The organism is Paractinoplanes aksuensis (genome assembly GCF_024137025.1).
GTDB classification, from domain to species: Bacteria; Actinomycetota; Actinomycetes; order Mycobacteriales; family Micromonosporaceae; genus Actinoplanes; species Actinoplanes aksuensis.
The window spans coordinates 164368-189606 of the sequence record NZ_JAMYJR010000016.1 but is presented as its reverse complement, the minus strand read 5'-3'; the positions used below and the strand labels follow the sequence as shown (position 1 = coordinate 189606).

28 protein-coding genes are annotated in these 25239 nt (G+C 72.5%); 13 read left to right on the top strand and 15 right to left on the bottom strand.

Translation table 11 applies throughout. The annotated features are described in order from the left end of the window. Positions 1-29: 29 nt before the first annotated feature. Both M1L60_RS16785 and M1L60_RS16780 read right to left on the bottom strand, forming a co-directional pair. Positions 30-1943, bottom strand: a complete 1914-nt coding sequence (locus M1L60_RS16785) for a hypothetical protein (RefSeq protein WP_253238340.1) — start codon at positions 1941-1943, stop codon at positions 30-32. Between the two features lie 161 nt (positions 1944-2104). After that, on the bottom strand, positions 2105-2956 hold the full coding sequence (locus M1L60_RS16780; protein ID WP_253238339.1) for a spermidine synthase: 852 nt from the start codon (positions 2954-2956) through the stop codon (positions 2105-2107). Between the two features lie 83 nt (positions 2957-3039). On the opposite strand from M1L60_RS16780, the gene M1L60_RS16775 reads away from it, so the two are divergent. Genes M1L60_RS16775 through M1L60_RS16765 form a run of 3 tightly spaced genes read left to right on the top strand, consistent with a single transcriptional unit; the run spans position 3040 to position 6107 of the window. After that, positions 3040-4479 carry a DUF1800 domain-containing protein gene (locus M1L60_RS16775; protein ID WP_253238338.1) on the top strand — a complete coding sequence of 480 codons (1440 nt, stop codon included), beginning with the start codon at positions 3040-3042 and terminating at the stop codon, positions 4477-4479. Between the two features lie 2 nt (positions 4480-4481). After that, positions 4482-5687: a DUF1501 domain-containing protein gene (locus M1L60_RS16770; protein WP_253238337.1), complete on the top strand. Its 1206-nt coding sequence runs from the start codon at positions 4482-4484 to the stop codon at positions 5685-5687. A 42-nt stretch (positions 5688-5729) separates the two neighbouring features. Further along, the gene (locus M1L60_RS16765; RefSeq protein WP_253238336.1) at positions 5730-6107 is read left to right on the top strand and encodes a hypothetical protein; all 378 of its coding nucleotides are present in this window, start codon (positions 5730-5732) and stop codon (positions 6105-6107) included. 36 nt (positions 6108-6143) lie between these two features. On the opposite strand, the gene M1L60_RS16760 is transcribed toward M1L60_RS16765, so the two are convergent. From M1L60_RS16760 to malQ, 3 genes are all read right to left on the bottom strand, one after another. Continuing rightward, complete coding sequence (locus M1L60_RS16760) at positions 6144-6326, bottom strand: antitoxin (protein WP_253238335.1); 183 nt, start codon at positions 6324-6326, stop codon at positions 6144-6146. 63 nt (positions 6327-6389) lie between these two features. Beyond that, positions 6390-6572: an antitoxin gene (locus M1L60_RS16755; protein ID WP_253238334.1), complete on the bottom strand. Its 183-nt coding sequence runs from the start codon at positions 6570-6572 to the stop codon at positions 6390-6392. Continuing rightward, positions 6569-8518: a 4-alpha-glucanotransferase gene (malQ, locus tag M1L60_RS16750; RefSeq protein ID WP_253238333.1), complete on the bottom strand. Its 1950-nt coding sequence runs from the start codon at positions 8516-8518 to the stop codon at positions 6569-6571. Before malQ ends, M1L60_RS16755 begins: the two co-directional genes overlap by 4 nt. A gap of 95 nt (positions 8519-8613) precedes the next feature. Here malQ and M1L60_RS16745 point away from each other — a divergent pair, with 95 nt between their 5' ends. Both M1L60_RS16745 and M1L60_RS47585 read left to right on the top strand, forming a co-directional pair. Continuing rightward, positions 8614-8895, top strand: coding sequence for a hypothetical protein (locus M1L60_RS16745; RefSeq protein ID WP_253238332.1), 282 nt, complete (start codon positions 8614-8616; stop codon positions 8893-8895). Between the two features lie 46 nt (positions 8896-8941). Continuing rightward, a complete protein-coding gene (locus tag M1L60_RS47585; protein WP_274622886.1) occupies positions 8942-10183 on the top strand; it encodes a chitosanase in 1242 nt (413 codons plus the stop codon). Here M1L60_RS47585 and M1L60_RS47840 read toward each other — a convergent pair. Together M1L60_RS47840 and M1L60_RS16725 are read right to left on the bottom strand one after the other, a co-directional pair. Further along, positions 10173-11066: a carbohydrate-binding protein gene (locus M1L60_RS47840; protein WP_253238331.1), complete on the bottom strand. Its 894-nt coding sequence runs from the start codon at positions 11064-11066 to the stop codon at positions 10173-10175. The two genes, M1L60_RS47585 and M1L60_RS47840, sit on opposite strands and share 11 nt — an antisense overlap. 53 nt (positions 11067-11119) lie before the next feature. Then, the gene (locus M1L60_RS16725; RefSeq protein WP_253238374.1) at positions 11120-11560 is read right to left on the bottom strand and encodes an ATP-binding protein; all 441 of its coding nucleotides are present in this window, start codon (positions 11558-11560) and stop codon (positions 11120-11122) included. A gap of 42 nt (positions 11561-11602) precedes the next feature. Here M1L60_RS16725 and macS point away from each other — a divergent pair, with 42 nt between their 5' ends. Both macS and M1L60_RS16715 read left to right on the top strand, forming a co-directional pair. Continuing rightward, on the top strand, positions 11603-12736 hold the full coding sequence (macS, locus tag M1L60_RS16720; protein WP_253238330.1) for a MacS family sensor histidine kinase: 1134 nt from the start codon (positions 11603-11605) through the stop codon (positions 12734-12736). 5 nt (positions 12737-12741) lie between these two features. Next, on the top strand, positions 12742-13395 hold the full coding sequence (locus M1L60_RS16715; RefSeq protein WP_253238329.1) for a response regulator: 654 nt from the start codon (positions 12742-12744) through the stop codon (positions 13393-13395). A 3-nt stretch (positions 13396-13398) separates the two neighbouring features. On the opposite strand, the gene M1L60_RS16710 is transcribed toward M1L60_RS16715, so the two are convergent. The 6 genes from M1L60_RS16710 to aroA form a co-directional block, all read right to left on the bottom strand. Beyond that, a complete protein-coding gene (locus M1L60_RS16710; RefSeq protein WP_253238328.1) occupies positions 13399-13956 on the bottom strand; it encodes a DUF5709 domain-containing protein in 558 nt (185 codons plus the stop codon). Between the two features lie 9 nt (positions 13957-13965). Beyond that, complete coding sequence (locus tag M1L60_RS16705) at positions 13966-14736, bottom strand: ATP-binding protein (protein WP_253238327.1); 771 nt, start codon at positions 14734-14736, stop codon at positions 13966-13968. Between the two features lie 315 nt (positions 14737-15051). Further along, positions 15052-15957 carry a hypothetical protein gene (locus M1L60_RS16700; RefSeq protein ID WP_253238373.1) on the bottom strand — a complete coding sequence of 302 codons (906 nt, stop codon included), beginning with the start codon at positions 15955-15957 and terminating at the stop codon, positions 15052-15054. A gap of 261 nt (positions 15958-16218) precedes the next feature. Next, positions 16219-17013, bottom strand: a complete 795-nt coding sequence (gene hisN / locus M1L60_RS16695) for a histidinol-phosphatase (protein WP_253238326.1) — start codon at positions 17011-17013, stop codon at positions 16219-16221. A gap of 188 nt (positions 17014-17201) precedes the next feature. Next, positions 17202-18275 carry a ribosome small subunit-dependent GTPase A gene (rsgA, locus tag M1L60_RS16690; protein ID WP_253238372.1) on the bottom strand — a complete coding sequence of 358 codons (1074 nt, stop codon included), beginning with the start codon at positions 18273-18275 and terminating at the stop codon, positions 17202-17204. 2 nt (positions 18276-18277) lie between these two features. Further along, positions 18278-19561 (bottom strand): 3-phosphoshikimate 1-carboxyvinyltransferase, encoded by a 1284-nt coding sequence (gene aroA, locus M1L60_RS16685; RefSeq protein ID WP_253238325.1) that lies wholly within the window; start codon positions 19559-19561, stop codon positions 18278-18280. Positions 19562-19638: 77 nt separating this feature from the next. On the opposite strand from aroA, the gene M1L60_RS16680 reads away from it, so the two are divergent. The 5 genes from M1L60_RS16680 (at position 19639) to rsrA (ending at position 23113) form a co-directional block, all read left to right on the top strand. After that, positions 19639-20331 carry an SOS response-associated peptidase gene (locus M1L60_RS16680; RefSeq protein WP_253238324.1) on the top strand — a complete coding sequence of 231 codons (693 nt, stop codon included), beginning with the start codon at positions 19639-19641 and terminating at the stop codon, positions 20329-20331. A gap of 428 nt (positions 20332-20759) precedes the next feature. Then, on the top strand, positions 20760-21155 hold the full coding sequence (locus M1L60_RS16675; protein WP_253238323.1) for a WhiB family transcriptional regulator: 396 nt from the start codon (positions 20760-20762) through the stop codon (positions 21153-21155). A 196-nt stretch (positions 21156-21351) separates the two neighbouring features. Next, positions 21352-21954 carry an alpha/beta hydrolase family protein gene (locus M1L60_RS16670; RefSeq protein WP_253238322.1) on the top strand — a complete coding sequence of 201 codons (603 nt, stop codon included), beginning with the start codon at positions 21352-21354 and terminating at the stop codon, positions 21952-21954. A 67-nt stretch (positions 21955-22021) separates the two neighbouring features. Beyond that, positions 22022-22819: a sigma-70 family RNA polymerase sigma factor gene (locus M1L60_RS16665; RefSeq protein WP_285904592.1), complete on the top strand. Its 798-nt coding sequence runs from the start codon at positions 22022-22024 to the stop codon at positions 22817-22819. A gap of 6 nt (positions 22820-22825) precedes the next feature. Continuing rightward, positions 22826-23113 carry a mycothiol system anti-sigma-R factor gene (gene rsrA / locus M1L60_RS16660; protein WP_253238321.1) on the top strand — a complete coding sequence of 96 codons (288 nt, stop codon included), beginning with the start codon at positions 22826-22828 and terminating at the stop codon, positions 23111-23113. Between the two features lie 49 nt (positions 23114-23162). Here rsrA and M1L60_RS48525 read toward each other — a convergent pair whose 3' ends face one another. Further along, positions 23163-23237, bottom strand: a complete 75-nt coding sequence (locus tag M1L60_RS48525; protein WP_369752275.1) for a 50S ribosomal protein bL37 — start codon at positions 23235-23237, stop codon at positions 23163-23165. Between the two features lie 131 nt (positions 23238-23368). Between M1L60_RS48525 and M1L60_RS16655 the strand changes: the two genes are divergently transcribed. Further along, positions 23369-23587, top strand: coding sequence for a biotin/lipoyl-binding carrier protein (locus M1L60_RS16655; RefSeq protein WP_221375742.1), 219 nt, complete (start codon positions 23369-23371; stop codon positions 23585-23587). Between the two features lie 5 nt (positions 23588-23592). Here the strand turns inward: M1L60_RS16655 and M1L60_RS16650 are convergent, their stop codons facing one another. After that, a complete protein-coding gene (locus M1L60_RS16650; RefSeq protein ID WP_438862119.1) occupies positions 23593-25110 on the bottom strand; it encodes a tetratricopeptide repeat protein in 1518 nt (505 codons plus the stop codon). Positions 25111-25239 lie beyond the last annotated feature (129 nt).

Sequence of the window (25239 nt, the reverse complement as noted above, 5' to 3'; positions counted from 1 at the left end):
CGGGCCGCCCCGAGACGGCCCGGTCTATCTCAGCCCTGGCGGTGGCTGCCCCGCCCGCTGCTGCCCACTTCGCCGTCGTGGCGCGGGGCGCTGCCGCGCCCTCGGGCCGCGTTGCCGGCGAACCGGGCGGCGGTGCGGCGGACCGATTCGGCCCGGCCGCTGGTCTCGTCCTCGTTCTCCGCGGCCGCGCGCGGCCGGGGCGCCGCGGGCGGCGGGACGTCGAGGTAGGCGGAAAGGTTGGTCTGGTTCTCCGGGTCGACCACCGGCTGGCCGCCGAGCGGGGCGGCGCCCCCGGAAACCAGGTTGGCCACCCGGGCCGCCAGCTCGGCCGCGCGGGCGTCGAGGTCGGGGTGGCCGTGCAGGGCTGACTCCTCGGCCGGGCGGGCCGACCACGCCTCCCGCTGCGGCGTGAGACGGGCGGTGCGCTCGGCCGACCGGCCGCCCGCGTCGGGGGCTTCCGGTGCGGGCGAGTCCCAGCTCGAAGGGGTGGCCGGGCGGGCGTTTTCCCAGGCCGATGTGATGGCCGACGAGGCGCTGTCCCACGCGAGGGGGGAGCCGTCCCGCGCCAAGGGCGCGGTGACTTCGTCCGCCGACGAGCCGTCCCACGCGGGCGAGGCTGACGACGAGCCGCCCGACGCGGGCGAGGGCGACGACGAGCTGTTGCGAGCGGAGATGGCCGGCGACACGCCGTCCCACGCGGACAGGGCCGACGACGAGCCTTCCCGCGCGGACGATGATGAGCCTTGCCGCGCGGAGGGGGCCACGGGCATCTTCGGCGCAGAGTCATCGCTGGTGGAGGGGCCCGCGACGGTCGGCGCTGAGGTCTCGCGCGCGGAACGGCCGGCGGGTGACGGCGAGGTGCGCCAGGCCGACGGGATGGATGACCCCGGCGGGGCGCTCACGGACGGCGACGAGCCCGCCCGCGCCGGGCGAGCGGCGGGCGACGCTGAGCTGTCCCATGCTGAGGACGCATCGGCCCGCGAGGAGTTGTCACGGGCGGCGGATGACGACGAGCCGCCCCACGCGGACGGGATGGCGGCGGGGCCGGTGGCTGAGGGGGAGCTCGGTCGGGCCGAGGAAGCTTGCGACGAGCCGCCCCACGCCGAGGGCAGGACTGACGCCGCTTGGGTCGCAGCGGGCGACTGAGGGGCGACGACCGGTGCCACCGGTGCATATCCGGGCGCGGCGAACTCGACCGACGCGGCCGAGGAAGACGCGCCTGAGGAAGAGGCCACCGAGGTCGGCGCAGCTGAGGAGGGTGCCGCGGAAGTCGGAGCGGCCGGCGAGGGGGCCGCTGAGGAAGGGGTGACAGGGGAAGAAACACCCGAGGACGGCGCGGTCGAGTACTGCTCGAGGGCGCTGGGCGCGGCGTGAGCCTCGACCGAAACCGCGCCGATCAGCGAGACCGTCTGGCCCTCGCCACCCTGGAAGTTGTTGAACTCGGGCCCGATCACCAGCCGGGACAGCATGCGGACCTGTTGCGGAGCGATGCCCAGCTCGGCCGCGTGCTCGACCCGGTGGCGGGCGATCGCCTGGCGCAGCAGGTTGGCCACCCGGTCGGCGTCGCGGACCGTGGCCAGGTCGCCCCCGGCGAACACGAGCGCCGGAAAGCTGCCGCCCGGCCCCGCGCACACGAGCTGGATCTGGGTGACGGTGGCCTGGCGCCCGGTCTCGCGGCTGCCGGGCTGCACGCGCAGGTGCTGGGGCCACGACCAGCGCAGCTCGCCCGTCTCGGCCGCGCCGGGGCCCAGGTAGAGCACCCGCTGGTCGCTGATGACGACCTCGGTCTCCTCGGGCAGGGTCCACCGCGGGAGCGAGGCGGGCACGTCGAAGGCGTACTCGGCCACGGCGCAGCGGCCGCTCCACAGCACGCGTTCGTCGGCGCTCAGCACGATCTGCGGCGCGGCTAAGGCCGCGTCGCCCACGTAGTAATGCTCGGACATGCGCGTTTCCCCCCAGTACGCGCCGCGCCCCAGGGCACACGCGGCCTATCGATTACAACCGCGTGACGAAGTCCAAACAAGTCGGCAAGCGCGAATCACACCAGATTTCCTGACGGCAACACGACAGGCCGGAAATCCTTGCCTCTTCGGCCGAGGAGGTGTTACAGACGGTTACCGAACAGGGCGGCGGGTGGAGTGGGTGAGGCCACTGCGACACTGTCCGTGACGGGGGCGGCCCCGCCGGCGAAACGGTCGAGGTCGGTCTCGAGGCGGCCCGGGAACCAGTCGCCGGCCGCGCGCCGGGCCAGGCCGGCCACCGGGGGCGGGGTGTGACCGGCGATGACGACCAGATTGCCGAAGCGGCGGCCGCGCAGCACCGAGGCGTCGGCGACCAGGCAGGCCTCGGGCAGGGCGGCCCGGATCGTCGCGACCTGGGCCCGGGCGTGGCGCAGGGGCGGACCGTCGGTGATGTTGACGACCAGGTGACCGCCGGGGTCGAGCACCCGGGCCAGCTCGCGGGTGAACTCGACCGAGGTCAGGTGGGCCGGGGTGCGGGCGCCGGCGAAGACGTCGAGCACGATCAGGTCGTACCCGGCGTCGCGCATGCCCTCGACGGCGGCGCGGGCGTCCCCCACCCGTACGCGGATGTTGGCCTTGGCCGGCAGCGGCAGAGCGCGGCGCACGAACTCGACCAGCGGCCCGTCGATCTCGACCACCCGCTGGGCCGAGCCGGGCCGGGTGGCGGCCAGGTAGCGGGGGATGGTCAGCGCGCCCCCGCCCAGGTGCAGCGCCCGCAGCGGCTGCCCGGCCGGGGCCAGCAGGTCGATCGCCGCGGCCATCCGGCGTACGTATTCGAACTGCAGGTGGGTGGGGTCGGCCAGGTCGACGTGCGACTGCGGGGCGCCGTCGAGCAGCAACGTGTACGCCGTGTCCCGGTCGGGGTCGGGCAGCAGCTCGGCCACCCCCGAGGCCACCGTCTCGACCTGTCGCTCCGACCTTTTCCGCTGTGCCACCCCCCAAGTATCCCCGGGTGCGATCGGGGAGCATCGGCGCCGATCCGCGACGGAGTTCCGGGGCCCGGCCGACCTCGTACGGTGTGACCGCGTCTGACCTTTTGCCCGCCGACCCGCTGCTGCACCTGCTGCGCCGGGCGACCTTCGGGCCCACGCCGGCCTCGGTGGCCGAGATCCGGCGCCTGGGCGCGACCGTCTGGCTCGACCGCCAGCTCAAGCCGTCGTCGATCGCCGACCCGGTCGGGGACGAGCTGATGGGCCGGTTCCCGTTCGCCCGGCTGTCGATCTCGGGCGTACGCGGGCACATCGCCGCGGGACGGCTGAAGAAGTACGACTGGCGGCCGATGTGGCAGCTCAGCCACTCCGCGGTGGCCCGCGCCATCTGGAGTGAGCGCCAGCTGTTCGAGGTGATGGCCGACTTCTGGTCGAACCACCTCAACGTCACCTGCCCGACCGGCGACGTGTGGCCGACCCGCACCGACTACGACCAGAACGTGATCCGGCGGCACGCCCTGGGCCGCTTCGCCGACCTGCTCAAGGCCTCGGCCAAGCACCCGGCGATGCTCACGTACCTGGACAACCGCTGGTCGACCAAGGCCGCGCCCAACGAGAACTACGGACGGGAGCTGCTGGAACTGCACACGGTCGGGCTCACCTACACCGAGGCCGACGTCAAGAACGCCGCTCGCCTGTTCACCGGGATGACCGTCAGCAACGACACCCACTTCTATGCGTACGACCCCAGGAAGCACGCGGTCGGGGCCGTGAAGGTGCTCGGGTTCCGCCACGCGAACGCGACCGCCGCCGGGGGCGAGAAGGCCGCCCTGGCCCTGCTCGACTACCTGGCCATGCACACCGCGACCGCGCGCCGGATCGTGACCAAGCTCTGCGTCCGGTTCGTGGCCGACCAGCCGCCCGCGAGCCTGATCACCCGGCTGATCAAGGTCTATCTGGATCACCGTACGGCGATCGGGCCCGTGCTGCGGGCCCTGTTCACCTCGCCCGAGTTCGCGGCCTCGATCGGGGCCAAGACGCGGACGCCGTTCGAGGACGTGGTGGCCACCGTGCGCACCCTGAACCTGCGGCCCGAGCCGACCGGCACCAAGGCCATCGACAGCCTGTACTCGATGTGCCGCAACGCCGGACAGGCGCCGCTGGGCTGGGCCCCGCCCAACGGCTACCCGGACGTGGCGAGCGCGTGGGCCTCGTCGTCGGGGCTGCTGGTGCGCTGGAACCTGCACCTGAGCCTGGCCGCGGGCTGGTGGCCGACCTCGCTCGTACGCCCGGAATCGGACTTGCGGGAGTTCGTGGGCCCGTTGCCGGCGACGCACGGCGCGCTGATCGACGCGGTGTCGACCCGGCTCATCGGCGGCCCGCTGCCGCGGTCGTCGGTGGAGGCGCTGGCCCGGTTCTTCGACAAGACCGCGGCCTCGCCCCTGAAGGCCACCGACCCGGCCGTGGGCTGGAAGTTCCCGTACCTGATGGCGATGCTCCTGAACTCGCCGTCCTTCGCCCTGAGGTGAGAATGCAGAACTGTGAGTGCAAGCGACGGACGCTGCTCGGCGGCGCGCTGGCCGGCCTGACCGGGGCGATGCTCTCGACCAAGCTCGCCTTCGCGGCCGCTCCCCGGCCCGGCGGTGACGTGTTCGTGCTGCTCTCGCTGCGGGGCGGCTTCGACGGGCTCTCGGCCGTGGTGCCGGCGGGCGACCCGGCGTACTACAAAGCGCGGCCCGGCATCGCCGTGCCGAAGTCGAAGCTGATCGGCGGCGACCGGTTCTTCGGGCTGCACCCGGCCCTGGCCCCGCTGCTGCCGTTCTGGAAGGCGGGCACGCTCGGCGCTGTGCAGGCGGTCGGTCAGCCCGCGCCCAACCGCTCGCACTTCGCCGCGATGGAGGCGCTGGAGCGGGCCGCGCCCGGCACCTCGACGCGGACGGGCTGGCTCGACCGCATGGCCGGCGGTCTCGGCGTGACCGACCCGTTCGGCGCGGTCTCGGTCGGCTCGGCCCGCCCGGCCCGGGTGCTCGACGGCCCGGCCCCGAACGTGGGCCTGAGCTCGGTCGACGCGTTCGTGCTCAACGGCGAGGCCGACACCAAGCCGATCGCGGCCACGATGGCGGCCCTGTGGGCGGACGCCCCGGCCGGCCTCGGCGGGGCCGCCACCCAGTTGCTCGGCGCACTCGGCACAGCCAAGACTGTGCAGGCCGGCGGCTACACCCCGGCCCACGGCGCGTCCTACCCGGACACCGAGCTCGGCCGGGCGCTGCGTGACGTGGCCCGGCTGATCAAGTCGGACGTCGGGCTGACCACGGCCACGGTCGACGTCGGCGACTGGGACATGCACGAGAACCTGAACCGCCGGATGCCCGAGCAGCTGGCCGACTTCGCGGCCGCGCTGGCCGCCTTCGCCACCGACCTCGGGCCGGACGGGCTGGCCCGGACCACGCTGGTCACGATCAGCGAGTTCGGCCGCCGGGTGGCCGAGAACGGCTCGGCCGGGCTCGACCACGGCTACGGCAACGCGATGTTCCTGCTCGGCGGGCACGTCAAGGGTGGCCGGGTGCACGGCCGCTGGCCCGGGCTGGCGCCGGCCAAGCTGGTCGGCGGCGACCTGGCCGTGACCACGGACTACCGCTCGGTCATCGGCGAGGTGCTGCGTACGCGCTGCGGGGTGGGCGACACGGCAGCGGTGTTCCCGGGTGTCCGGCCGTCCTCGTTGGGGCTATTTCGGTAGAAACATCACTTTCAGCCGAAAGGACGGTACGACACTGGGCGGGTGTCTACGAGCAACGTATTGGCGCACATCATCGGCGACCAGAAGCGACCGACCACGCCCCCGCCGGCCGGCGAGATGCCCGCGATCCTGGCCGCGGCCCAGGAGGAAGCCGGCCCGCCGCTGAAGATCCGGCGGTTCCCGTCCGAGGACGGGCCGGCCTTCTGGCGCTGGGACTGCGCGAACTGCGGCGAGTACGGCGGCGGCCGGCACCACTCGGACGCCATCAACCGGGCCACCCGGCACTGTTCGGAGCACCCGGAGCACCGCTCGTCCCTGCTGCCGCCGATGCTGTGCAAGCAGCGGGACGCGTACATGCCCCTGCACCCGATGCTGTTCGCCGTGGACGACGATCCGCCGCCCCCGCCGCTCGCGAGCTGAGCTGCGCGAGCGGGGAAGCGGCGGCGGTCGTCCCGATTACTGCTGCTGCGTGTCGCCGGTGCCGGTGCGCTGCTGAGCGGCGTCCTGCGCCTTGTCGATGTGCGACTCGTACTTGTCGCCGGTGCGCTGGTCGACCTGGTCGCCCGCCTTCTCGATGCCCTGGTCGACCTGCTCGTCGTGCTTGTCGGCGAAGTCCTTGGCCTTGTCCATGAAACCCATCTCGAACTCCTTCGCTAGCCAGGGGTACGAGACATGGGTTCCCGGCCGGGACCGGCGGAAACGTCAGTGGCGGGTGGTGTCACCCTGGCCGGTGCGCTTCTGCGCCTCGTCGACGGCCTTGTCGATGTGCGCGCTGTGCTTGTGGCCGGTGCGCTTGTCGACCTCGTCGCCGATCTTGTCGAGGGCCTGGTCGACCTTGTCGTCGTGCTTGTCCAGGAAGTCCTTGGCCTTGTCGAGGAAGCTCATGGTTGTGCCTTTCGCTCGGTCCGTGTGCTCAGGATCGCGGCCACCGCGTGCAGGCGCGGATCCTTCGCGATGTCCTCGAGACCGGCGGTCAACGGCATCCGCCAGTTCGGGTACTCGTTCATAGTGCCTGGAAGATTGGGCTGCGCGAGCTCCCCCAACACGTCGTACAGCGAAGCGGTGACAAGCCGGCACGGCGTACGGGCCAGGAACGCGTGCATCGCCACGACGATCTCGTCGTCCGTGCTGTCCTTGGTGATCAGCCCCTCCGACCGCAGCGCGGTCAGCAGGGCCGCGCGGTCGCGTTCGGCGTTCTGCTGCTCCTGTTCGACCGGGCCCGCCAGCTGGCCCAGCTCGGCCCGCACCCGCACCTGCTCGCCGGTCAGGAAACCCTTGGCCGTGGGCAGGTCGTGGGTCGAGATCGAGGCCAGGGCGTTGCGCTTGTATTCGGCGGGCGGATAGAACACCTGGTCCGGGTCGTCCCAGTCGCGGGTGAAGTAGAGCACCGCCGAGCCCAGCATGTTGCGCTGCTCCAGGCCCTCGGTCATCTCGGGCAGCACCGTGCCCAGGTCCTCGCCGATCACCACGGCCCCGGCCCGCTGCGCCTCCAGGGCCAGGATGCCGAGCATCGCCTCGGGGTCGTAGTGCACGTACGTGCCCTCGGCCGGCCCCATGCCCGGCGGCACCCACCACAGCCGCCACAACCCGGCCACGTGGTCGACCCGCAGGCCACCGGCGTGCCGGAAGATCCGCCGGAGCATGTCCCGGTAGGCCGCGTACCCGGTCGCGATCAGCTGGTCGGGCCGCCACGCGGCCAGCCCCCAGTCCTGGCCGAGCTGGTTGAACGCGTCCGGCGGGGCGCCCGCGTGCACGCCCGCGGCCAGCACGTCCTGCAGCAGCCAGCCGTCGGCGCCGGCCGGGTCGATGCCCACGGCCAGGTCGTGCACCACGCCGACCGGCATGCCGCTGCGGCGGGCGGCGTCGTTCGCGGCCTCCAGCTGGGCGTTCATCAGCCGCTGGAGCCAGGCGTGGAAGGCCACCCGGTCGCCGGTGAACTCGCGGACCGCGGGCGAGTCGGGCCGGCGCAGCTCGGCCGGCCACTCCTGCCAGTTCGCGCCGTGGCGCTCGGCCAGCGCGCAGAACCGGGCGTAGTCGGTGAGCCCGGGGTCGCTGTCGAGATCGACCTCGCCCGCCAGCGGCCACAGCAGTTCGAGCGCGGCCCGTTTGGCCTGCCAGACCGCGGAGTAGTCGATCAGCCCGTCGGCCGTCGGGCCCGGCTTGAGCGCGTCCACCATCGCGCGCAGCGGCGGGTCGGCCCGGCGGTACTCGGCGGTGTCGGCGATGCGCAGATAGAGCGGGTTGGCGAACCGGCGGCTGGACGGCGAGTAGGGCGAGGCCGGCACGGGCAGCGTCGGTGTGATCGCGTGCAGCGGGTTGAGCAGCACCAGGCCCGGCCCGCCGGCGCTGCCGAGGAACTCGCGCAGGTCGCCGAGGTCGCCCATGCCCCACGAGTGCTGCGAGTGCAGCGCGTACAGCTGGAGCATCCAGCCCCACGTCTGCGGCGGCTCGGGCAGTTCGCCCGGCACCACGATCAGGGTGATCCGCTCGCCCGCCAGGTCGATCGTGTGCCAGCCCAGCGGCAGGTCGGCGGGGATCTCGTCGCCCTCGCGCCCGGTGCCGTCCTCGAGCACGATCGTGGCCGGGCCCGGCAGCGCCCGCGACTCCCCGTGGCGGACGACCAGGGTGCCCGGCATCCGGCCGAGCCGGTCGCGCTCGCGGACCGCGGCGAGCTCGCCGGCGATCGCCTCGGGCGTGGTGGCGTCGACGCCCAGCAGGCCCAGCACGCCCACCACGGACGCGTCGGCGACGTCCTTGCGCTCGCGGTGCCAGTCCTCGTACCAGGTGGCCACCCCGTGTGCCGTCGCCAAAGCCGCCAGATCGGCGTCCATCCGGTCCCCTCTCGTCGCTCCCGCTGCTCATACCCTGCCTGATTAGGGGCTAGTCGCGGGAGAACCTCTTGCGACAGTGGGTCAGGATGGAACACATGTCTTCCGTATCGAAGGTGTGGTCCCGGGTCGCGGCGGCGGTGACCGGTGTGGTGCTCACGCTGGTCGTGCCGGCCCACGCCTGGGCCGCGAGCACTGGTCTCGATTCCGTGATGGTCGAGGCGGCCCGGTCCCGGCGCCGCGGCGGCTTCGGGTTCTTCGGCCTGTTCGGCGGTCTGTGCTGCTTGTTCGTGGTGGCCGCGATCGTTCTGGTGATCGTTCTGGTCTCCCGCAACCGCAAGAAGCCCAGGGATCCCCAGGACCCCGGATACCCCCGATAACACCGAAGCCCGGCGATCATGGCCGGGCGCGACCTAGCGTTGAGGGATGCGGATCCGCGCCACCAACGTCCGGGCGGCCGCCCTCGCCGGCGGCGTCGGAGTGACGCTGTGCGTCCCGCTCGCCATCTCCGTGGCCGCCGCGGGCAACAACACCGTGACCATCAGCCGGGGGCGCCCGGCCGTCGCCTCGTCGGTCACCGGGGCCGAGGTCGCGGGCCGGGCCAACGACGCCAGCACGGTCACCCGATGGGTCAGCGTGGCCGGGCCCGGCACTCAGTGGGTGCGGATCGATCTGGGCGCGGTCAAACGCATCGAGCGGGTACGCCTGCAGTGGTCGGGCACCCACGCCAAGACGTACCGGGTGCAGGTCTCGACCGACGGCTCGAACTGGCTCAGCCTGTACGCGACCACGGCCGGCAACGGCGGCGCGGACGACCTCAAGCAGCTCAACGGCACCGGCCGCTACGTGCGGGTGCTGGCCACCCAGCGGGCCAAGGCGACCGGCGGGTACGGGCTGTCCGACGTCCGCGTGTTCGGGCCGGCCTCGCGGGTGCTGCCGGCCGCCGCGCCCGCCACCGGGTCACTGGCCTCGGGGCTCGAGGACCGCGGCAAGAAGGAACGGGCGCTGGCCCTGATCAGCAGCGCCGAGAACTCGACGCTGGGCTGGCGCGGCCAGTTCGGCTACATCGAGGACATCAAGGACGGCCGCGGGTACACCGCGGGCATCGTCGGATTCACCTCGGGCACGGCCGACATGCTGGCCGTCGTGACCGCGTACGCCAAGAACAAGCCGGGCAACGTGCTGCAGAAATATCTGCCGGCGTTGCGCGCGGTGAACGGGTCCGACTCGCATGCCGGTCTCGACCCTGGCTTCCCGGCGGCGTGGCGGGCGGCGGCCCGGGATCCGGTCTTCCAGCGGGTGCAGGAGGCGGCGCGGGACGCGTACTACTTCAACCCGTCGATGCGGCTCGCGCGCGACGACGGTCTGCGGGCGCTGGGCCAGTTCGCCTACTTCGACGCGGCGGTCATGCACGGCGTGTCGGGGCTCCGGGCGATCCGGACGGCTGCTCTGCGTACGGCGAAGACCCCGGCCCAGGGCGGCGACGAGCCCACGTACCTGAACGCCTTCCTGAACGCCCGGGTGGCCGAGATGCGGACCGAGGCCGCGCACGAGGACGTCAGCCGGGTCGAGACCGCGCAGCGCCTCTTCCTGCGTCGCAGCAACCTCGACCTGACCGCGCCGCTGACCTGGCAGGTCTACGGCGACAGCTACAAGCTCACGAACTGACCTTCGTGAACAGGTTGGGCAGCGCGGACGGCTCCCAGCCGGGCAGCGCGGTGTGCGCCTCTTTCACCTTGTAGGTCGTGCCCTTATAGGTGACCAGGTCACCGGCCTTGTAGTCGGTGAAGGCTTTCCAAGCAGCCGGCGCCGGCTTGGTCGCAGGCGGGGTCGTCGCCGGGGGCTTCGTCGGCGTCGAGGTGGCCGTCGGTGTCGACGGCGACGGCGACGACGGGGTGGGGGTCGTGGGCAGCGGCATCGGCTTCTCGCCGGCGGTCACCTTCACGAAGTCGACGACCATGCGGGCCGGGCGGCGGCCGTCGGTGGCCAGGTTGAGCACCAGCGCGATGGGCAGGCCGGGCTCGTCCGGCGTGAGGCGCAGGGCGGGCTTCCCGTCGACCGACCACACGACCTCGGTCGGGGTCCAGTCGATGGCGTACGTGTGGAATTCGCGACCCGAGGTGCGGTCCGCGTCCTCGTCGAGCGTCTCGACGTCGCCGCGCAGCACCCGGCCGAACTTGTCGACCGCGCCGAACGCCCGCCACGGCCCACCCGCGCGCCGCACCTTGATCCGCGCCTCGGCGTGCCCGAACGGCTCGGCGAAGGCCTTCCGTGTGCTGACCAGCCGGTCCACCACCAGGCGACCCTCGCCGTCCTGGCGCGCGTTACGCGGGTCGCCGTCGAGCAGCCACTTCGACGGGTCGAGCTCGGCGCCGCGCCCGCCGCTGAAGTCGTCGTCGAAGACCGGGCGGTGTTCCGCCGCCACGGCGACGTCGCCCTGCCCGGTGACGGCGATCGCGCCGACCAGGCCGGCGCTCGCCACCGCGAGGGCGAGCAGTGCGCGCGGCCGGATCAGCCAGCGCGAGGTACCCGAACGATGACGTGCTTCCACAGCAGGAGACCTTCACGGAAAGTGAGACGTTCTCGCAAGATCGTCGGACAGACTTAAGGCGGGCTTAAGGAAGATCGGCTGGAGACCCGGACCGTGGTGCCGTTGTCGCCGGTCACGACCTCGAACGTGTCGGTCAGTTCCTCGGCCAGCCACAGCCCCCAGCCGCCCGGGGTGTCGGCCGGTGGACGCACGGCCGGCTCGGGTCGTGCGGCCGTGAGCCCGGTCCCGGAATCGCTCACCTCGCACACCACGTCACCGTCGTCGGCCCAGACGGCGACCCGGCCCGTCCCGCCGCCGTGCCGTACGGCGTTGGTCAGCAACTCGTTGACCGCGACGACGAAATCGTCGAGGCGGTCACCGGCCAGACCGGCCGCCCCGGCGCAGGACGCGACCGAGTGCCGCAACGCCGTGATGGCGTTCCGGTCGAAGGTCTCGGAGAGCAGAATCTTGGTGCTGATGACACCGACGGTAGGCCACGCCTGATCTTCCCGCAGGGCGGGCCACCGGTGGACCCGGCGATGTGGCAGGGTCGGCCCATGTCGGACGCACGGAACAGCGGTCTGCAGGCGCCGCTGTGGCGAGCGATCGCGATCTATCGGCTGGCCGCCCTGACCTACGCCGCGTTCCTGGTCGTGAGCAATGTCAGCGCCTACGCGCGGCCGATGCTGGCCTGGCCCGTGCTGGCCGCGATGGCCGCCTGGACGGTCCTCACCACGTACGCGTACGCCGATCCGGCCCGCCGCCGGGCGCCGCTGCTGGCGGCCGACCTGGTGATCACGATCGGCGCGCTGACCGCCAGCATCTGGGTCGTCGGCCGCTCCGGGCTCGAGTCCGGCCTGCCCACCCTGGCCGTGGCCTGGCACGTCGCCCCGGTGCTGTGCTGGGCCGTGGCCGGCGGCCGGCGCGGGGGCATCACGGCCGCCCTGGCCATGGGCGCCACCGACCTGGCCGTGCGGGCCCACTACGACCAGGCCGCGTTCACCGGGGCCGTGCTCATGCTGCTGGCCGCGATCGCCGTGGGCTACCTGGTGCGGGTGGCCGAGGTCGCGCAGCAGCGGCTCGAGCGGGCGATCGAACTCGAGGCCACCACCCGGGAACGGGAGCGGCTGGCCCGCGACATCCACGACTCCGTGCTGCAGGTGCTGGCGCTGGTCAAACGGCGTGGGGCCGGGCTCGACGGCGAGGCCGGGGAACTGGCCCGGCTGGCCGGCGAGCAGGAGGCGGCGCTGCGCACCCTGGTCGCCGGGCGGCAGGCGAGCGACCCCATCGGTGACGACCTCGACCTGATGGCGCTGCTGCAGCCGTACGCGTCGCCGGACGTCACCGTCTCGGGCCCGGCCGGCGCCGTGCTCCTTCCGGCCCGTACGGCCCGGGAACTGACCGCCGCGGTGGCGGCCGCCCTCGACAACGTGGCCCGCCACTGCGACCCCGGCACCAAGGTCTATCTGTTCGTCGAGGACGAGCCGGCCGAGGTGGTCGTGACCGTCCGCGACGACGGCTGCGGCATCGAGCCCGATCGGCTGGCCCAGGCCGAGGCGCAGGGCCGGCTGGGGGTCGTGCAGTCGATCCGGGGGCGGGTGGCCGACCTCGGCGGGCGGGTCCGGATCGTCTCGGCGCCGGGTGAGGGCACCGAGGTCGAGATGACCGTGCCGCGGGTCCCGATATCGTGACAGCCATGAGCGCTGCGATCCGGGTGATGGTGGTCGACGACCACCCGATGTGGCGCGAAGGCGTCAGCCGCGACCTGACCACGGCCGGCTACGACGTGGTGGCCACCAGCGGCGAGGGGCGGCAGGCGGTGCGTATCGCGGCCGCGGCCCGGCCCGACGTGGTGGTCCTCGACCTGCAACTGCCCGACATCTCGGGCGTCGAGGTGATCAACGGCCTGCAGACCGAGGTGCCCGGGGTGCGGATCCTGATGCTCTCGGCCAGCGGCGAACAGCAGGACGTGCTGGACGCGATGAAGGCCGGCGCGACCGGCTACCTGCTCAAGTCGGCCGGGCCGGCCGAGTTCCTGGACGCGGTGAGCCGCACCGCGGCCGGCGACACGGTCTTCACGCCGGGGCTGGCCGGGCTGGTGCTGGGCGAGTTCCGCCGGCTCGCGGTGGCCCCACCGGCCGACCCGCGCGAGGACGCGCCGAAGCTCACCGAGCGCGAGACCGAGGTGCTGCGCCTGGTCGCGAAGGGCCTGTCGTACCGGCAGATCGCCGAACGGCTCGTGCTCAGCCATCGCACGGTGCAGAACCACGTCCAGAACACGCTCGGCAAGCTTCAGCTGCACAACCGCGTCGAGCTGACCCGATACGCCATCGAGCAGGGGCTCGACTAGCCCCTACTCGTAGCGGGGCGCGTTGGTCTCGTGGATGGCGAGCTCCTCGGCGCTGGCGCCGCCGCCGGCCGCGCCCGCGTCGTAGGCCACGCTGTCGGCCTCGTCGTCGAACCCGTACCCCTCGTCGGGCGCGACCAGGCGGCCCACCGTCTCGGGGTTGTCGTCGTCGAGCTGGCCGTCGTCGTAGAGCGAGATCTGCGACTTCGGGTCGCTGGTCGGGCTCTGGCCCCACACATCGGCGTCGAAGTTGCGCTGCTCGGAGCTGTCGACCGTCTCATCGATCGGGTCACGGGCCGGCGGCAGCGGGTCTTCCGCGCCGAAGTCGGGCTCCTCCTGGCGCAGCCGGCGGTCGAGGGACTCGCCCTCGCGCGCCTCCTCGGCGGTGTCGCCGAAGCGGTTGGAGCCGCCCGGGCCGACACCCGCGAGCGCGGCCGGGTCGGCGCCGTCGGCCCAGCGGCTGCTTTCCACCTGGTCGTAGGCGGTCGAATCGTCATCCGCGGTGTCGGGCAGGCCGGAAGCCTCCGGGTCGGACACCTCGACGGGGTAGTCGTTGTCTCGCATTCCCGCAATCTACCCGCGTCCGGGGCCCGTCATGCCCGCCGTGGCCGCCGTCTCGTCGCCGTCCTCGGCCGACAGCAGCGCCCACACCACCTTGCCGTCGTCGAGCGGCAGATTGCCCCACCGTTCCGACACCGAATCGATCAGCAGCATGCCCCGGCCGCCGTACGCGGTCGGCGGCACCGGACCCCCGGTGTAGGTCGGCCTGTGGGTCGAATGGTCGCGCACGGCCACGCTGATGCCGCTGCCGTGGGTGGCCAGCAGAACGTTCATAGGCGTACGGGCGTGGACCACCACGTTGTTGACAAGCTCGGTGACGACGATGCAGGCCGGGCCGGCCAGATCCTGCCGGTCCCACCGCCCGCAGGCCTCGGTGATCAGCTCGCGGGAGCGGCGGGCCGCCCCCACGACGGGGTCGAGGGCCAGGCTGTGCCGCTGATCGGGGTCGGGTCCGCCGAGCTCGGCCCGGGCCGCGTCCGGGCCGGGCCAGATCGGCCAGCCGGCGTCGGGCCAGGCGGCGGCCCCGCGCGGGTCGCACAGGGCGAGATGGGCGGCCGGCCAGTCGGCGGTGTCGCGGCGCAGCTCGCGCAGCATGGCCGCTCCCGCGGGGGACGGGGTGACGACCTCGCCCACGTCGACCAGCACCGCCTCGGGCTGCTCGGCGAGGACGCCCAGCAGGACCGACCGCGCCGTGTGGGCGGTGGCGGCGTCGAGCACCCCGGTCAGCCGGACCAAGGGGTACTCGGACCCGCGATCCACCCGGTGTCGCACCTCGCTCGCCATGATCGCTCCATTGTGCATAACGTGTCCCCATTTCGCATTTCCCGCCCGTCCGGGGAACCGGGGCGGGCGGGGCGTATCCGGCGGGGCATCGACGCACTAATCGGGACATAACTTCTGGACGGGCATGCTGAGCGAATACCCGGCCGGGGGTGACTCATGCCGCCTGGCGGTGAAATTGCTCTGGCGGGCTTTCGGGAACGACACCGTTCCGGTAAATGGGGCCCGTGCTCGGCCGTCTTTGTCAGCGCGGCTTGTCGGGGCGGCGCGTGGTTGGCGCGGTGCTTCCGCCAGCGCGTGGTTGGCGCGGTGCTTCCGTCAGCGCGTGGTCGGTGCGGTGCGCAGCGGGGCCGGCTCCGGGCGGCGGGCCGGGGGCGGCGGGGCCGGAGCGTGGTGGTGCTGCGGCTCGGCGTACCGGGTCAGGGCGATCACCGAGGCCAGGGTCACCACGAAGCCGACGCCGGCCAGCCACTCCTTGCCGGGCTCGATGCGGTCGCCGAGCAGCAGCAGGCCGACGATGGCGGCGGGCACGGCGCCGGCCGCGTCCATGGCGGCCACCGCGGCCGTGGTCGAGCCGCGCTGCATCGCCAGCCCCAGCAGCAACTGGCCGACCAACGAGTGCACGACCAGCAGATAGAGCAGCGGGTTGGCGAAGAAGCCGGCGGCCGAGCTCTCGTTGGCCAGCGGGCGGGCGGCGATGGCAGCGGCGCTGAACCCCACGCCGGCCAGCGAGCCGAGCACGACCGAACCGAGGGCGCCCTGCAGGCGTACGGCGAAGAAGCCCAGACCCCCGATGACCAGCAGGGCCACCGTGAGGCCGGCGATGGCGGCCGCGCCCAGCGGCCGGGCATGAGCCGGCTGAGCCGATTTGACCAGCGCCGCGATGCCGACCATGAGCAGGCCCAGCAGCACGATCTCGGCGGCCGGCAGCGACCACTTGAGGAACACGACCCCGAGTACGGCGGTCACGCCCAGGCCGGCGGCCACGCTGGCCTGCACGAGGAAGAGCGGCAGCTCCTCGCGGGCGAGGAAGGCGAGCACGAACCCGAGCACCTGGCAGCCGAGACCGAGCAGGTAGGTGCGCTGCCCGGCCAGCCGCACGAGCAGGCTGGGGTCGAAGGTGTGGTGCACGGTGGTGCGCGCCGCAGCCGCTGACTGCAGCAGGTTCGCCACCCCGTACGCCAGGATCATGGCGGCGAGGAAGACCCAGCCCGAGGACACCACCTGACGCACGATAGACCAGCCTCGGCCCGGCATCAGCGGTTCGGGGGACACTCTCGGCGCGGGGTACGCACGGGATTACGCAGTGCTACCGGTTTCGGGCCCTTTGTCCGATCCAAGCCGAATGCCAGAATCAGCCCCGCGCGCGGGGCTGCTCGGCCGCTGGCCCGTCCCGTGCGTTTCTTGTGCGGCGGGCCGTCAGCTGGTGGGTCCCTCGTGCGGCGCGTCGTCGGCTCGCGGTCCCTCGTGCGGCGGCCGGTCGAGTCAGCGAGTCAGGGCGGTCAGGACCGTTTCGTGCAGCGGGCCGTTGGTGGCGATCACCGACGACTTGTCGACCGGCGGCCGCCCCGCCAGATCGGTGATGGTGCCGCCCGCCTCCTGCACGATCGGGATCAGCGCGGCCACGTCCCACAGCGACAGCTCGGGCTCGACCATCGCGTCGAGCGCACCCTCGGCCAGCAACATGTAACCGTAGAAGTCCCCGTAGGCCCGGCTGCGCCACGAGGCCAGACTCAGGTCGACGATCTTCTGCAGACGCCCGATCTGCTGCCACCCGTCCAGGCTGGCGTAACTCAGGCTCGCGTCGGACAACCGCGTGACCCCCGAGACCTGGATGCGCGTCGCGGTGTGCTGATGCTTCCCCGCGTACGCGCCATGACCGCGCGCCGCCCACCACCGCCGCCCCAGGGCGGGCGCGCTCACGAGCCCCGCCACCGGGATGTCTCCCTCGAGCAGCGCGATCAACGTGCCCCAGATCGGCACCCCGCGCACGAAGTTCTTGGTCCCGTCGATCGGGTCGATCACCCACCGCCGGCTGCCCGGCCCCGCCGCCGCGTGCGTGAGCCCGAACTCCTCACCCAGCACACCATCCCGCGGCCGAGCCCGCGCCAGCGTGGAACGGATGGCCTGCTCAACGGCAGTGTCAGCATCCGACACCGGCGTCAGATCAGGCTTCGACTCGACTTTGAGGTCGAGCGCCCGAAACCGCCCCATCGAAATCGAGTCGGCAGTGTCAGCGAGCAGGTGAGCAAGCGAAAGGTCATCGGCATAACCGGCCATGCCCGAACGCTAGCCGATTACGGATCGCCCCCGAAGCCGGGACGAGCCCTCGTCGCCGCTTTTCCACAGTTCAGAGTTATCCACAGCGCGCCCCGGATACCCCACACGACCGCGCAACCGGCCGGGATAATGGACGGCGGGGGATCCCCCAGGGAGGGCGGGGTCGGCTGGATTTGGGCCGTGCTTTCTCAGCCGGGTGGTGCGTCGTCCGGGGGTGTGTCGCGCTGATCCGTCTCGCCGGCTCGGGAAGCCAGCAGGCGGCGGTAGGACTCCAGGCGGCGGGCGTCGGCCTTGCCCTCGGCGACCCAGGCGTCCAAGCGGCAGTCGACGTCGTTGGCGGTGTGGCCGCAGTTGGGTTGGTCTTCGATCGTGCCTTCGACCAGGTCGGGGAAGCCGTGCAGCAGGCTCTCGGCGCTCACGTGGGCCAGGCCGAAGCTGCGGATGCCCGGCGTGTCGATGATCCAGCCGGGGTCTTTGCGTGACTTGCCGACCGGGGGCAGGCGCAGCGCGACCGCGCTCGTGGACGTGTGGCGGCCCTTGCCGATGGCGCTGACCACCCCGACGGCCCGCAGGGCGTCCGGCACCAGGCGGTTGACCAGCGTGGACTTGCCCACGCCGGAGTGGCCGACCATGACCGAGATGGCGCCGGCCAGTTTCTGGCGCAGGTCGCTCAGGTCGCTGTCGGGGCGGACCAGCACGTACGGCAGGTCTAGCTCGGCGTAGTAGTCGAGCACCGCTTCGGGGCCGGCCAGGTCGGCCTTGGTCAGGCACAGCAGCGGCTCGATGTCGGCGTCGTAGGCGGCGACCAGGCAGCGGTCGATGAAGCCGGTGCGCGGCGGCGGGTCGGACAGCGCGCTGACGATCACCAGTTGGTCGGCGTTGGCCACCACAACCCGTTCCAGGCGGCCCTCGGGGGTCGTGTCGTCGTCGTCGGCCGTGCGGCGCAATACCGAAGTACGCTCGGCGATCCGCACTATTCGGGCCAGGGCCCCGGCCGCGCCGGAGACGTCGCCGACCAGCGCCACCCGGTCGCCCACGACGACCGACTTGCGGCCCAGCTCGCGGGCCCGCATGGCGGTGACGACGGGGCTGTCGGGCGGGGCGTCCTCGCGGACACAGCCGTAGCGGCCCCGGTCGACGGTGATCACCAGGGCCTCGACGGCGTCGTCGTGCTTGGGGCGGGTACGGGTGCGCGGGCGCGACGAACGGCCCGGCCGCACCCGTACGTCGTCCTCGTCGTACTCCCGCTTGCGTGCCGGCAGTTCTAGCTCCTCGCCACGAGTCCCGCCCAGAGTTCGGGGAACTCGGGCAACGTCTTCGACGTACACGCTACGTCGGTGAGGGAGATACCCGGCACGGCGAGGCCGATAACCGCGGCCGCGTGGGCCATGCGGTGGTCGGCGTACGTCTCGAACTCGGCCTCGTGCAGCGGCCGGGGGACGATGCGCAGACCGTCGCGGAACTCGGTGACCTCGGCCCCGGCCTTGCCCAACTCGGTGGCGAGGGCGGCGATGCGGTCGGTCTCGTGGCCGCGGATGTGCTCGACCCCGCGCAGCTCGGACGGCCCCTCGGCCAGCGCGGCGAGCGCGGCCACGACCGGGGTGAGCTCGCTGACCTCGGACAGGTCGGCCGTGAGGCCGGTCAACCGGCCGGTGCCGCGCACGGTGAGCCCGTCAGCCGACTGGATGACCTCGGCCCCGAGCGCGGTGAGCAGCTCGGTCAGCCGGCCCACGGGCTGCCAGCTCTCGGCCGGCCAGCCGCTGAGCGTGACGCTGCCCCCGGTGACCATGGCGGCGGCGAAGAACGGGGCCGCGCCGGACAGGTCGGGTTCGATCACCCACGTACGCCCGGAGGTCTCACCCGGCTCGACCGCCCAGACGTCGGGCACGGACTCGTCGACCACGGCGCCCGCGGCGCGCAGCATGTGGGTGGTCATGCGCAGGTGGGGCGCGGACGGCACGGGCGGACCCTCGTGCCGCAGCACCAGCCCCTTGGTGAAGCGCGGCGCCGACAGCAGCAGCCCCGAGACGAACTGGCTGGACGCGGACGCGTCGATGACCGCCTCGCCCCCTTCGACCAGCCCGGCCCCGTGCACGGTGAGCGGCAACCCGCCGATCGCCGAGGCGTCGATCGACACACCCAGCGAGCGCAGCGCCTCGATGATCGGGCGCAGCGGGCGGTTGCGCGCGTGCGGGTCGCCGTCGAACTCGACCACGCCCTCGGCCAGCGCGGCCGCCGGCGGCAGGAAGCGCATGATCGTGCCGGCCAGGCCGACGTCGACCCGGGCCGGACCGCGCAGCGGCCCCGGCTCGACCAGCCAGCGCTCGTCGGCGCTGGTGTCGAGCCCCACGCCGAGCGCGCGCAGACCGGCCGCCATGAGCTCGGTGTCGCGGGCCCGCAGCGGGCGCTCGATCACCGACGGGCCGGCCGCCAGCGCGGCCAGCACCAGGGCGCGGGCCGTCATCGACTTGGAGCCCGGCAGCCGGACGCTCGCGCTGACCGGACCGGACGCGGGCGGGGCGGCCCAGGGGCGGGGTTCTGCAGTCACCGGGCCATTGTGCCGGGCCGCACCGACAATTTCGCGGACCGTTCCCGCCCGCCGGGACGCGTGTACCGTTCGGGAGCATGTGCGGGCGGTACGCGACGACCAGGACCGAGGCCGACCTCGAAGACCTGTTCGAGGCGGTCAGTGTGCTCGAACAGGTGGGCCCGAGCTGGAACGTGGCCCCGACCGACCCCGTGCCGGTGGTGCGCGAGTCGACGTCGCACGCGGCCCGGGTGCTCGACTCCGCGCGGTGGGGCCTGGTGCCGCCGTGGGCCAAAGACCTGAAGGCCGGCGCCCGCATGATCAACGCCCGCTCCGAGACGGTCGCCACCTCGAAGGCCTTCGCCCCGTCGTTCGCCCGTCGCCGCTGCCTGGTGCCGGCCGACGGCTGGTACGAGTGGGTCCGCGACGGCAAGCAGAAGCAGGCCTACTACATGACGCCGGCCGACGGTTCGCCGCTCGCGTTCGCCGGGCTGTGGTCGGCCTGGGGCCCCGAGGGCGTGCTGACCTGCAGCGTCCTGACCACGGCGGCGCTGGGTGGGCTGGCCCGCGTGCACGACCGCATGCCGCTGATCCTGCCCCGCGACCGCTGGGCCGACTGGTTGGCCGGCGGCGGTGACGCCGGCGCCCTGCTGCAACCGCTCACGCCGGCCGAGTTGGATGCCATCGAGGTACGCCCGGTCCGCCCCGACGTCGGCAACGTGCGCAACAACGGCCCACACCTGCTCGAACCGCCGGCCGAACCGGCCCCGGACCCCATCACCCTCTTCTGACAGCGCCCCCGGGCGACCGGGGGGCGATGCTCGCGGCGGCCAGGAGCGATGCTCGCGGTGGCCGGGGGCGACGCCCGCGGTGGACGGGTGGGGCAGCGGGGTGGATGGGGCTCTGCTACGTTCCACGCGCCCGGTGTGAGCGCGATTGGTGATTGTGGACAGACGTCGCGCGTCCCGGGTCCGGCTTGCGGCTGGGGCGTCCGCGGGCGGTCGTCGTTTGCTGTCAATTCGCTGAACGACGCATGATCAACATTTGGGTTTGTCAATAGTTGTCCGCATTTTTAACTGGCAACTTTGTTTCAAGATAGATAAGCCCCTTGTTCTGATCTCCTACCCTGCGATACAAAACTGCGCCGGAGTGGTGCTGGTTCGCACGGTGCGAGCCGGTCCGCCACACGCAGTACCGGTCCCACGGGGGAGGTGGGCTGATGACACGGGCTCGTATGCCGCGTCCACATGAGGTAGCCATCGCGCGGCGTGATCCACGGCTGCTCGAGGCCATTGACGAGCGGCGCACGGACGAGGCTTGGCGCACACGCGGCGCCTGCCGCACGGTTGATCCGGAAACGTTTTTTCCGGCGCCGAACGAACCGTCCGAAGGTGCTGTCTCGCTCTGCGGCACGTGCACGGTGCAAGGGCCGTGCCTGGCCTGGGCGTTGCAGGTCGGTGACTGCCACGGCGTCTGGGGCGGCACGACGCCCCGCGAACGCCGGGCGATGCTGGTGGCCTGGCGCGAACGCGTCGGCCCGGGCGGCGAGACGATCGACGACGACACCGACGAGGAAGACCGCCGGTTGCTCGATCTCACGCCGGTCAGCCGCTGACCAAACAGTGATCATCCGCAGCGTCGCGGAGTAACAGCAGGGTCGACCGCCGAGCGGGCACAGCTCTTTCGCCGTGCGCGCTCGGCGTCGTCGGCTGAGCCGGCTCGGGCGAGGGCTGTCGAGCGGCGAGCGGCGAGCGGCGAGCGAATCGTGCCGTCATGCGGGTCGAGGAACCTGCGACTGGTTACATGACGGTGTGGAAGAGCGGGAGATAGAGACGCCGCGAGGGCCGGCCCGGGTTCGGGTGACCCGGCCCCGGGGCAAGGTGGCGTCGGTGCTCGTGCTGGGTCATGGCGCGGGCGGTGACGTGGACGCCCCGGACCTGGTCGCCGTGCACGACGCGGCGACGGCCGGCGGCGTTCAGGTCGTGCTGGTCACCCAGCCCTATCGGGTGGCCGGGCGGCGGGCGCCGGCCCCGGCCGGTCACCTCGACGAGGCCTGGGTCGCCGTGGTGCGGTCTCTTGGCGTACGCCGGAAGCCTCTGATCGTCGGCGGCCGGTCGAGCGGCGCGCGGGTGGCCTGCCGCACGGCGGTCGAGCTGGGCGCGGCCGGTGTTCTCGCGCTGGCCTTCCCGCTGCACCCGCCGGGCAAGCCCGAGCGCAGCCGCGCTGATGAACTGCCGGCCGACCTGCCCACGCTCGTGCTCAACGGCGACCGGGACGCCTTCGGGGTGCCCGAGAGTTCCGGGGCGGTCGAGGTCGTGGTGCGACCGGGGGCCACCCATGACCTGCGCAAAGACGTCAAGGGCACGGCCGATCTGGCGGTCGCCTGGTTGCGTACGCAAGGGTGGGCGCGCTGAAGGAATGCAAGTTGCGCCTTCATGGTTGTAGACCCCGGGAGCTTGAACGTCGGAAGGGGTATGACAGGTGCGAGCCGGAACAGAGTTCCTGGAGCGCGGCGGCCGGGAGGTCGATCGGGTGCGGAACCTTTTGGGTTCCCCCGAGTGGCCCGCAGCCGAGCAGCCCGTCACGCCATCGGTGAGTGTCAGCACACCGGCGGTTTTCCAGGCCGCAGAAGGGGCACTACCCGTATCCTCGGCGGGGCGGTCGAGGGGAGAGCTCAGGGTGGCCCAGACAGAACGGACCGAGGAGCGCCGAGCGCGCTTCGAGCGGGACGCGTTGCCTTTTGTGGACCAGCTGTACGCGGCTGGCCTGCGGATGACGCGCAACCCGGCCGACGCCGAGGACCTGGTGCAGGAGACGTACTTGAAGGCGTTCTCCGCCTTCCACCAGTTCGAAGAGGGCACCAACCTCAAGGCGTGGCTGTACCGCATTCTCACGAACACGTATATCAACTCGTATCGGCGCAAGCAGCGTCAGCCGGTGCAGGCTCCGACCGAGGAGATCACCGACTGGCAGCTCGCCGCATCCGAGTCGCACACGTCCGCCGGCCTGCGGTCGGCCGAGACCGAGGCGCTCGACCGGCTGCCCGACAGTGACATCAAGGAAGCTCTGCAGGCCCTGCCCGAGGACTTCCGCCTGGCCGTCTACCTCGCTGATGTCGAGGGTTTCTCGTACAAGGAGATCGCCGACATCATGAGCACGCCGATCGGCACAGTCATGTCCCGCCTGCACCGCGGCCGGCGCAACCTGCGCAAGACCCTGGAGCAGTACGCCGCTGACCGGGGCATCACCCGGACCGCTTCGGAACCGCAGGAGGCGTGACCCGAGATGAGCGGCGTGAACGGTGAGGATCACGAGACCGACTGCACGGTAGTGATCAGCGAGGTCTACCTCTACCTCGACCTGGAGTGCAGCGAGGACCGCCGGACGTTGATCCAGAAGCACCTGGACGACTGCGACGGCTGCCTGCGCGAGTATGGCATCGAACACGAGGTGAAGGCGCTGGTGTCCCGCTGCTGCGGCGACGAGAAGGCGCCCCGGGAGCTGCGTGACCGGCTCCGCGTGAAGCTCGACCAGCTCGAGGTGCAGGTCGAGACCCGCGAGTTCCTCCTGTAAGCAAGCGGAACAAGAAGGGCCCCGCCGATGGCGGGGCCCTTCTTGCATGTCAGCTGTTAGGCCGCTTGCCGTGGTTCGCGCTGCTCTTCTTACGAGCCTTCTTCTTGCGGGCCTTCTTCGCCATAGGTGACTCCTTCTTCGTGCCGTGTTCCCGCGCCGATGGTAGTCGGCGCTTCCGCGCGCGCCGGACTCACCCGACGGGAATCCGTGGTTTGATGACGGCGACCGACAGCGTCGTCAAGGGAGGGTTCATCGATGGCCGACGAGATCCGGGCCGAGATGGTGGCCAACGTGTGGAAGGTCGTCGCCTCGACCGGCGATACCGTCGCCGAGGGGGACACCCTGGTGATCCTCGAGTCGATGAAGATGGAGATCCCGGTCGTCGCCGAGAACGAGGGCACGGTGGCTGAACTGGCCGTGCACGAGGGCGACGTGGTCCAAGAGGGCGACCTGATCGCGATCATCCAGGCCTGAAAGCCTCAGCCGCGGCGCCAGCGCAGCAGCAGACGGCTGCGCCCGCGCTGCCGCGGCACGGCCGGCGCGCGTGTCATCGCCGTGGCCAGCTGGCGGGTCGACTGGTCGAGGCCGGGCGCGGCCAGGGCCAGTTCGGCCAGCGACCGTGCCCCGGGCCGCGTGGTGACCTCGGTGAGCCGGGTAGTGACCACCCCAGCCACGTCGGCGCGGGCCGACGGGTCGACCCAGGCCGCCACGATCAGCGCGAACAGCGCCGCCTCGGTCACCCGGTCGAGGCCGCCGCCGACCAGTTCCAGCAGCATCCGCCGGCGTTCCGAGTCGAGCCAGGCCTCCTCGGAACGGTGGTGCAACAGACCCAGGCAGGCCCAGATCTCGGGCGCGGCCACGTCGGCCGGCGGGTGGGCGAGCAGGGCCAGCAGGTCGGCCGGGGTGAGCAGGATCAGCGGGACGGCCGCGTCGTAGGCGGCCGGCGGGTGCGCCCACGAGAGTGAGGCGACCTGGCGCAGGCGGCGCACGGCCTCGGCCGAGGGCTCGTCGGGCACGGGGGCGGCGCCGCGGGGCAGGGGCGCGGCCGCGGGGGCGCCGCTCAGCCAGGACGTGTCGCGGCAGCAGTCGGCCAGGTCGGTGTGCTCGTGCGACTCGTCCGGGTGGTCGCGGATGTAGTCGGCCAGCCGCACCAGGTGCATGAGGTCGCCGTCGGCGCGGTGGCGCAGCCGGTGGGCCGTGTGCACGGCGCAGTCGTATTCGGGGTCGCGTTCGAGGGCGCGGTCGACCCAGCTCAGGGCGTCCTCGAGCCGGCCGTTGTCGGCCAGGGTGCCGGCGATGTCGGCGTACACGGAAAGGTCGTCGGGGTCGTGGGCGACCGCCCGGCGCAGGGCTGCGAGGGCCTCGGGCAGGCGGCCGGAGCTGCGGTAGGCGTACCCGAGCCAGATCTCCCCGAGCTTGGACGGGCGGACCCGGGCGCCGCGGGCGGCCCAGTCGACGGCCAGGTCGTGCTCGCCGACCCGGCGGGCCAGCGCGGAGCCGGCGCCGAGCAGCATCGCGTGCTCGGGGTAGGCGGCCAGCGCGTGCCGGACGACGGACAGGTACGGGCGCAGGGTGGGCGGCGCCGGCTCGGCGACCCGGGTGCACAGCCGCATGAGCACCTGGGCCAGCAGGCCGGGGTCGATGCGGACGCCGAGGGCGGGCTCGGCCACCCAGGGCACACCGGCCCAGTCGGCCGCGGGGGCCTGACCGGTGGCCGCGGCGAGCAGGGGCAGACCGTCCTCGGGGCGACCGGCCGCGGCCAGCAGGTGAGCACGCGCGGCCAGCCGGCCCGGCGATGTGTGCGGGCCGGCCCGGAACAGGTCGAGACCGCCGCCCGGACGTGCGGCGAGACGGCCGAGAACCTCGTGGACCTCGGGCAGAGTGGGGGCGTGGGCCAGCGCGCCGGCGATGTGATCGGCGGCCTTTTCCGGCTCTTCTGTCGCCAGGGCCGATCTCGCCTGTTCGAGTGCGCGGTCGGCGGCGCGGCGTAGATCCACGATGCAGAACAGTAGGGGAAAGAAGGGTTTATGTCAGTAGGCGGCTTGCTGCGCATTAGTGCTCGAAACCTTGACCTTGTAAGCTCATTCTTGCAAGACTGCGCAGGAATCGCGCGTGCAGATGCTCAT

Bases quoted from the DNA above. Each gene is read 5' to 3' on its own strand.
- M1L60_RS47585 (WP_274622886.1), top strand. From the start codon at position 8,942: ATGCGGATCCGCGCCACCAACGTCCGGGCGGCCGCCCTCGCCGGCGGC.
- M1L60_RS16710 (WP_253238328.1), bottom strand. From the start codon at position 13,956: ATGCGAGACAACGACTACCCCGTCGAGGTGTCCGACCCGGAGGCTTCC.
- M1L60_RS16770 (WP_253238337.1), top strand. From the start codon at position 4,482: ATGCAGAACTGTGAGTGCAAGCGACGGACGCTGCTCGGCGGCGCGCTG.
- M1L60_RS16755 (WP_253238334.1), bottom strand. From the start codon at position 6,572: ATGAGCTTCCTCGACAAGGCCAAGGACTTCCTGGACAAGCACGACGAC.
- M1L60_RS16745 (WP_253238332.1), top strand. From the start codon at position 8,614: ATGTCTTCCGTATCGAAGGTGTGGTCCCGGGTCGCGGCGGCGGTGACC.
- rsrA (WP_253238321.1), top strand. From the start codon at position 22,826: ATGAGCGGCGTGAACGGTGAGGATCACGAGACCGACTGCACGGTAGTG.
- M1L60_RS16705 (WP_253238327.1), bottom strand. From the start codon at position 14,736: ATGGCGAGCGAGGTGCGACACCGGGTGGATCGCGGGTCCGAGTACCCC.
- M1L60_RS16680 (WP_253238324.1), top strand. From the start codon at position 19,639: ATGTGCGGGCGGTACGCGACGACCAGGACCGAGGCCGACCTCGAAGAC.
- M1L60_RS16785 (WP_253238340.1), bottom strand. From the start codon at position 1,943: ATGTCCGAGCATTACTACGTGGGCGACGCGGCCTTAGCCGCGCCGCAG.
- M1L60_RS16675 (WP_253238323.1), top strand. From the start codon at position 20,760: ATGACACGGGCTCGTATGCCGCGTCCACATGAGGTAGCCATCGCGCGG.
- hisN (WP_253238326.1), bottom strand. From the start codon at position 17,013: ATGGCCGGTTATGCCGATGACCTTTCGCTTGCTCACCTGCTCGCTGAC.
- macS (WP_253238330.1), top strand. From the start codon at position 11,603: ATGTCGGACGCACGGAACAGCGGTCTGCAGGCGCCGCTGTGGCGAGCG.
- M1L60_RS16760 (WP_253238335.1), bottom strand. From the start codon at position 6,326: ATGGGTTTCATGGACAAGGCCAAGGACTTCGCCGACAAGCACGACGAG.
- M1L60_RS16655 (WP_221375742.1), top strand. From the start codon at position 23,369: ATGGCCGACGAGATCCGGGCCGAGATGGTGGCCAACGTGTGGAAGGTC.
- M1L60_RS16715 (WP_253238329.1), top strand. From the start codon at position 12,742: ATGAGCGCTGCGATCCGGGTGATGGTGGTCGACGACCACCCGATGTGG.
- malQ (WP_253238333.1), bottom strand. From the start codon at position 8,518: ATGGACGCCGATCTGGCGGCTTTGGCGACGGCACACGGGGTGGCCACC.